General features: G+C 60.5%; 6 protein-coding genes. 2 read left to right on the top strand and 4 right to left on the bottom strand.

The window, feature by feature from the left end:
* Both EN742_RS19355 and rocF read right to left on the bottom strand, forming a co-directional pair.
* A partial coding sequence (locus tag EN742_RS19355) for an ornithine cyclodeaminase (RefSeq protein ID WP_148670156.1) occupies window positions 1-981 on the bottom strand: 981 nt, incomplete at its 3' end.
* Window positions 982-983: 2 nt separating this feature from the next.
* The gene (gene rocF / locus EN742_RS19350; RefSeq protein ID WP_126057353.1) at window positions 984-1,916 is read right to left on the bottom strand and encodes an arginase; all 933 of its coding nucleotides are present in this window, start codon (window positions 1,914-1,916) and stop codon (window positions 984-986) included.
* A gap of 131 nt (window positions 1,917-2,047) precedes the next feature.
* Between rocF and EN742_RS19345 the strand changes: the two genes are divergently transcribed.
* Entirely contained in the window at window positions 2,048-2,488 is a 441-nt protein-coding gene (locus EN742_RS19345) for an Lrp/AsnC family transcriptional regulator (protein ID WP_126057354.1), read from the top strand.
* Window positions 2,489-2,561: 73 nt separating this feature from the next.
* On the opposite strand, the gene EN742_RS19340 is transcribed toward EN742_RS19345, so the two are convergent.
* Window positions 2,562-3,812 carry a YcaO-like family protein gene (locus EN742_RS19340; RefSeq protein ID WP_126057355.1) on the bottom strand — a complete coding sequence of 417 codons (1,251 nt, stop codon included), beginning with the start codon at window positions 3,810-3,812 and terminating at the stop codon, window positions 2,562-2,564.
* Between the two features lie 77 nt (window positions 3,813-3,889).
* Here EN742_RS19340 and EN742_RS19335 point away from each other — a divergent pair, with 77 nt between their 5' ends.
* Window positions 3,890-6,352, top strand: coding sequence for an adenylate/guanylate cyclase domain-containing protein (locus EN742_RS19335; protein ID WP_126057356.1), 2,463 nt, complete (start codon window positions 3,890-3,892; stop codon window positions 6,350-6,352).
* A 13-nt stretch (window positions 6,353-6,365) separates the two neighbouring features.
* On the opposite strand, the gene EN742_RS38750 is transcribed toward EN742_RS19335, so the two are convergent.
* Window positions 6,366-6,594, bottom strand: a 229-nt coding sequence (locus EN742_RS38750; RefSeq protein ID WP_210214467.1) for a hypothetical protein, incomplete at its 5' end; no start/stop codon positions are given.

The raw sequence follows: 6,594 nt of genomic DNA, 5'->3' as shown, positions 1-6,594 counted from the left end.
TAGCTCCTCATAGAGGCCGGTGGCCTGCAACTGGTCGCGAACATAGCGCAGCGCGGAAAAATCCTCCGTTGCGAAGCCGACGGAATCGAACAGCGTGACCTGCTCCGGCGCCCTGCGGCCTTGCGCCTTGCCGGTCATCACCTGCCACAGCTCGGTCACCGGATGGTCGGCGTCGAGCTGCTGGATTTCGCCCTCGATGCGCGTCTGCGGCGGAAACTCGACGAAGATGTCGGAGCGCAACAGGATGTCGCGATGCAGTTCCGTCTTGCCGGGGCAGTCGCCGCCGACGGCGTTGATGTGGACGCCGGAGCCGACCATGTTGTCGGTGAGAATGGTGGCGTACTGCTTGTCGGCGGTCACCGTGGTGATGATGTCGACACCTTCCACCGCATCCTGCCCGGTGGCGCAGATGGTGATGTCAAAACCCTTGCCGGCAAGGTTGCGGGCGCATTTTTCCGAAGCCTGGCGATCGATGTCGTAGAGCCGCAGCCTGTCGATGCCGAGCAGCGCCTTGAAGGCGATGGCCTGGAATTCGGACTGGGCGCCGTTGCCGATGATGGCCATGGCGCGCGAACCCTTCGGCGCCAGATATTTGGCCGCGACGGCGGAAGTGGCGGCGGTGCGCAGCGCCGTCAGGATGGTCATCTCGGTCAGCAGCATCGGATAGCCGGAGCCGACATCGGCCAGCACGCCGAAGGCGGTCACCGTCTGGCGGCCCTCGCGCATGTTCTTCGGATGGCCGTTGACGTATTTGAAGCCGTACATCTTGCCGTCGCTGGTCGGCATCAGCTCGATGACGCCGTCATGGCTGTGCGAGGCGATGCGCGGCGTCTTGTCGAACAGCTCCCAGCGGCGGAAATCCTCCTCGATATAGGCGGCGAGCTCGGTGAGAAAGCGCTCGACGCCGATGGCGAGCACCAGCTTCATCATGCGGTCGACGCTGACGAAGGGGACAATGGCAAGGCGGGACGGTTGGGTCATGATCAGAGGCTTCCGGAATGGCTGCGGGTCGGGCGGTCCATGATGCGACGGCCCATCAGGCTGGCGGTGAGGTCGACCATCAGGGTGGCGGTCCGGCCGCGCTCGTCGAGGAACGGGTTGAGCTCGACCAGGTCGAGGCTGGAAACCAGCCCGCTGTCGGACAGCATCTCCATCACCAGATGCGCCTCGCGGAAGGTGGCGCCACCGGGCACGGTGGTGCCGACGGCCGGCGCGATCGACGGGTCGAGGAAATCGACATCGAGGCTGACATGCAGCAGGCCGTTTTCCTGCTCGACCTTGGCCAGGAAGGCGCGCAGCAAAGGCGCAATGCCATGCTCGTCGATAGTGCGCATGTCATGCACGGTGACGCCCGCCTCGTTCAGCGCGCGGCGCTCGGCCGGATCGACGCTGCGCAGGCCCATGGCGCAGATGCGGGCAGGATCGACCGCTTGCGGCAGGTCGGGAAAGTAGCCGTTGAAGCCGGGGCGACCGCTGGCATAGGCGAGCGGCACGCCATGCAGATTGCCGCTGGTGGTGGTGTCGAGGGTGTGAAAATCCGGATGCGCGTCGAGCCACAGCACGAAGAGCGGCCGGCCAAGCTCCGCGGCCCGGCGGGCGACACCGGATACGGTGCCGGCGGAGATCGAATGGTCGCCACCAAGGAAGATCGGCATGGCTTCCCGGGAAGCCGCGTAAGCGGTCTCGGCGATCGCCGCCGTCCAGGCGGAAATCTCCGGCAGCGCTTTCAGCGCGAGATTGCCGTGAACGACGGCGCGTCCCTCAGCCTTCTCTACAGTGCCCCAGTCCTCGACCTGGTGGCCGAGTTCCGCCAGCACCGAGACCAGCCCGGCCGTGCGCAACGCGCTCGGCCCCATCTCGCATCCCATCCTGCCCGCACCGTCCTGCACCGGCGCGCCAACGATCCTGCAGCGCATGATTCTTTCCGTCCTTGCGATTGATCGCAGGAGTGAACCATCATCCGGTGGCGGATTGAACAGGCGAAATTGGCATTTCGAAAAGGCTGATCTATCATATTGGACATATAGTTTGATCGAAATGGAAAATCATGGATACGCTTGACGAAAGGCTGGTGACGCTGCTGAGGCACGATGCGCGGCGCAGCGTCTCCGATCTCGCGGTCGACCTCGGCGTTTCGCGCGCGACGGTGCGATCGCGCATGGAGCGGCTGGAGAAAGCGGGCGAGATCATCGGCTACACGGTGGTGCTGCGCGCCGACGCGGTCGACCAGCGCATGCGCGGCGTCATGATGATCGAGATCGAGGGCCACGCAGCGGACCGTGTGATCAGGGCGCTGGGCGGCTTCCCCGAGGTTTCCACCATCCACACCACCAACGGCCGCTGGGACCTGGTGGTCGAACTCGGAACCGCGTCGCTCACCGATTTCGACGCCGTGCTGCGGCGGATACGGCTGATCCCCGGCATAACGGGGAGCGAAACCAGCCTGCTGCTGGCGACACCGAGGACGACGCGGGCGCGGCTGGCGTAGGTCGAAGCAAAAGCCGCAACGCCGACACCGAGGCGTCAGTCCCCAGAAAGCGAAAAGGCCGCGGGCCTTGGAACTAAATCAAAAGCAGCGGCTGGTCGGCTGGCGAACCGGCGCCGCAGCTTAGATCGCGGGCATCGGGAGCCAGGAGACGGGCTGGTGCGAACCGTGGCTTGTAATGACAAAGCAGGGTCGATAAAGCGCGAAACACGGGAATGCCGAATTCCGCGCGTGTCATTTCGGCAAACCACAAATCGATTCCTCTGTGCGCCAAGGCGTTGAGTACGTCTGACAGGTCACGCTCGCCCGCAGGAGGAGATCGATTTGGCGCGACCTGTTGGATCGAGGCCATGTTCAGAGGTGGGGTCGTCATTGAGACTTTCTCTCGCCATCGCCGCCAACCGCCAGCATTGTCACCAAGCGCTCGCGCAGCCCCGAGCGAAATTTCCATCTGAAGCATTTCCGTCAACGCGGCCGTGGCTGCCAATTGGAGGCTTTGGCCAGCAGAAAAGCCTAGCGAGACGTCCTTGCCGTCCGGTTCTGCTGAAGCGGCGGCCACCACCGGGATGTCGATATCAGAGGTGATATCGAAGAGCCAGGTTCGACGTCCGCGATGCAATAGCCAGTCGACAAGCGTATCGATGCCGATGAGACAGGACAAATCAATGATTTGGCGCTGCCTTCTTCCATACCACCATCTACCGGTAGCATCCCTCTCAACCAGTTCCAGGATGGCCGCCAGTTTCGCAGCGTCCGCGGTGGTCCCTGCCGCGCACCCATTGCTGTCGCCGATCGCTACCGCGGCCTCATCGCCGGCCTCTCGACGTCCTATGAAGGCGAAGTCTGCGGGTATGAACGCCCCATCGCCGCCAAATGCATCCTCAACCCTAAGCCAATCCAGCACCGCAGATTGATGCCGGATCGGAGGTCGCCAGTCGAAGCCGGTGTTTTCTCTATTCCACGCAGCGCGGGCTACGATCTGATCTGGACTGAAGCCATTCAGGCTTTCAGGTGCGATTGCCGCCGGTCCGATCTCGTCGGCCGTAGCGGTGATCACCGGCTCGTCACCCCACGAGCAGCAACTGAAGAGTTCCGCTGCCTCGCCGAGGCAACTCGCCCGGCAGTCGTCGATGCTCAATCCGCGACCGCTGGCCAGTCTGCCTGTTTCTGGCATTGCTGCGCGAGGCATCATTGGCAATTGCAACAAGGCATCATTCGGGATCGCGATCGCGAAGTGAACCGGAACATCCGTCACAGGCAAGTCAATCACGTTGAACAGTTCGCCGACCCTGGCGTGTTCGCAACCATTCATGAAAGCATTTGTCATGAGTGTCGTTGTGCCGTCGACTAAGCCCGCGTTGGAGAGCAGAATAGCACATTCGACAGGGCAGGCAGCGGGCGGCCATGCAAGCGCGATCGGAGCGAGCGGCACTTAGAACAATTCTGTTTGCGGATCTGGCTCAATATAGCCGGCTGACCGCCGCCGATGAACTTGGAACCCTGGATCTCGTTTCGCTCTGTTTCCAACTCTTTCAAACCCATTGCGAGGAATTCGGCGCAGAGTTCATAAAGACGACCGGCGATGGGGTCCTGATCTTGTTTGACGGTGTATCGAGCGCCATCGACTACGCCATTTTCATGCAGGGTACCCTGGCCGATCTCCTGGACAAGAGACCGTTTTACAGTCGGTTCCGGATCGGACTGCATATTGGAGAGGTTCATCGTCGTGACGGCGATGTGTTCGGCCATGCAATAAACGTTGCTGCCCGGGTACAGACGATGGCCGAGCCGGGCGGCGTGTGCGTAACGCAAGACGTCTATTGGGCGGCCCGCAACACCGCGCGGTGGCGGTTTCGTTTCGCCGGGCGGCCCGCCTTGAAGAATATGCCCGAGCCGCTGGCGCTCTACTATGTGGTTGCTTCCAACGTTGCTGATGTCCCAGACAACGGCCATCAGCGGCTGATTTCGGTCATCGATGGGCTGGGCCTTTACCGGGAAGATGGCGAAGCAATCGCATTGCGTTCCCCGAAAGCGCAGGCGCTGATCGGTTACCTTGCACTGTCCAGCAACTATCAGGAGGTGCATGACCGGCTGGCTACCTTAATTTGGCCAGAACGAAGCCAGGTAGCCGCTCGGCGCGCAATGGCGAATTGCCTGCAGATCGCGGAAAAATCAATTGCGGGCGACTCGGCGGCGGGAATTCTCAGGCGCGGAAATATTATCGGGTTAAGCCCCTCGCGCATAAGCGTCGATGTCGTTCGCATGTTGAAGGATCTTGGAGAGGGCAAGATCGACGACCTGCTCCTCAAACGATCGGATTGGTCTGAGGCGATCTTATTTGGCCTGGAAGGCACCAGCGACCTGTTCAGCGCGTGGCTAAGCGTGACCAGGCACAATTGGCGTGACCACGCATTGGAGGCCTTAGAGGCCATGCTGGAACGCTTCGAGATGTCCGAACCTGCAATGCGCAGGGCGGCAAATGCCCTATTGGTGCTCGAGCCTAGCCATGAGCGCGCTGCACGCTGTCTTATCCGCCACCATGCCGAATTGCACAACGTCGCCGCCGCAATGCGGGTTTACGAAACCCTGCGCGCATTTCTGCGTGAGCGATATCAGCTGGCGCCAAGCGTGGAAACGACAGCTTTGGCGGAAGCGCTGAAAGCTCCAGAACCGCTGTTGTCTCAGAACAAAAAGGCACGTCGGCCTGGTGGACCAGCGCCAACGCTCGCGGTTGGAAAGTTCGAGGCTCGACCCAAGAGAATCTCTCCCCTGGTCTGGGGGTTCCGCTCCGAATTAGTCGCCAACTTGTCCAAATTTCGGGAGTTCACAGTTATCGAGTTGAAGGATGGCGCGATCGAGGGTCCTGACACGGACTATCTGCTGACGGCCCAATGCGTGGACAGCCAGGATGATATGCAGTTGGTGGTCTCGGTCAGCGATCCCGGTACGAACCATGTCATTTGGAGCGAGGCATTTAGATTCTCGCTTGGAAACTGGCTGTCCTTGCAGAAGCAGGTGGTCGGAAAGATCGCTTCAACTCTGGAGGTTTACCTCTCGCATGACAGGCTGTCACGCCAGGTTAGAGGACTCCCGCAAGATCTCGGTGTTTATGATGCCTGGTTGCGCGGCGAGGATCTACTGACTCGCTGGACACCAGACGCCGACGACGAAGCCGAACGGCTATTCGAAGGCGCGATCGTTGCTGACCAGAATTTCGCTCCGGCCTACGCCAGTTTGGCCAGCATCCACAATGCGCGGCAATTCATTCGACCGGGGATTGCGGCAGATCCTTCGATAACGAAGCGGGCTGCCGAACTGGCGCAGCGCGCTGTCGCCCTCGATCCACTCGACGCGCGCAATCATTTGGTCGTTGCGTGGTCAACGGCGATGACTCGACATTTCGAACAGTCGGAAGTGCACTACGAACTAGCCGCTGAACTTAACCCCAACAGTCCAAAAACGTTGGTGTCGGCTGCTCTGGGTATGGCGTTCATGGGCCGCGTCGGTCCAGCTACTCAGTTCTTGGAGCGTGCAATGGATTTGACATCCATGTTTTTGGACTACCAGTGGTCACACATCTCGGTAATCCGCTATTTTGCCGGAGACTTCGAAGGCGCAATCGCGGCGGCCGATCGGTCCAGAAACGCAATAGTCGACACCGCCGGCTGGAAGACTGCCGCCCTGTGCAGGCTGGGAAGAACAGATGAAGCTCGCGCGGCGCTGATGCAATTGCAGGAGTCCGTTGCCGCAGCCTGGGCAGGACCTGCACCACCGACTTTGAAGGACATCTTGGACTGGTTTCTAGGCGCCTTCCCAATCAAGCGGGACGAGGATCGGCGTGATCTGGTGCAATTGATCGAGGTATGATTCCCGAACCCAATTATCTGCAGCGCCGCAGCATGATGGTTCCGAACAGATACTTCCTTACGTCGTCAGAGACGACCCCGCCTACATCGGTTATTACTTTGTCCAGGTATGACCCATTGGCAAGGATCACTGGATCTCTTGGGGCCGTAAGCCGCATGTTTTCGTTCCCGTTGCTGTCCGGCTTGTCCCTTTTTGCCTCTATTTTTAATTTTATGTAATTTCCGTTTACATTATACTTGTAT

This window comes from Mesorhizobium sp. M4A.F.Ca.ET.020.02.1.1 (assembly GCF_004022645.1).
In the GTDB taxonomy this organism is placed as follows: Bacteria; Pseudomonadota; Alphaproteobacteria; order Rhizobiales; family Rhizobiaceae; genus Mesorhizobium.
The sequence above is the reverse complement of the archived record's forward strand: the minus strand, read 5'-3'. Positions and strand labels throughout refer to the sequence as shown.

What these genes read in the sequence shown, in the direction of transcription:
- EN742_RS19345 (WP_126057354.1), top strand. Translation starts at nt 2,048, where the DNA reads ATGGATACGCTTGACGAAAGGCTGGTGACGCTGCTGAGGCACGATGCG.
- rocF (WP_126057353.1), bottom strand. Translation starts at nt 1,916, where the DNA reads ATGCGCTGCAGGATCGTTGGCGCGCCGGTGCAGGACGGTGCGGGCAGG.
- EN742_RS19335 (WP_126057356.1), top strand. Translation starts at nt 3,890, where the DNA reads ATGCAAGCGCGATCGGAGCGAGCGGCACTTAGAACAATTCTGTTTGCG.
- EN742_RS19340 (WP_126057355.1), bottom strand. Translation starts at nt 3,812, where the DNA reads ATGACAAATGCTTTCATGAATGGTTGCGAACACGCCAGGGTCGGCGAA.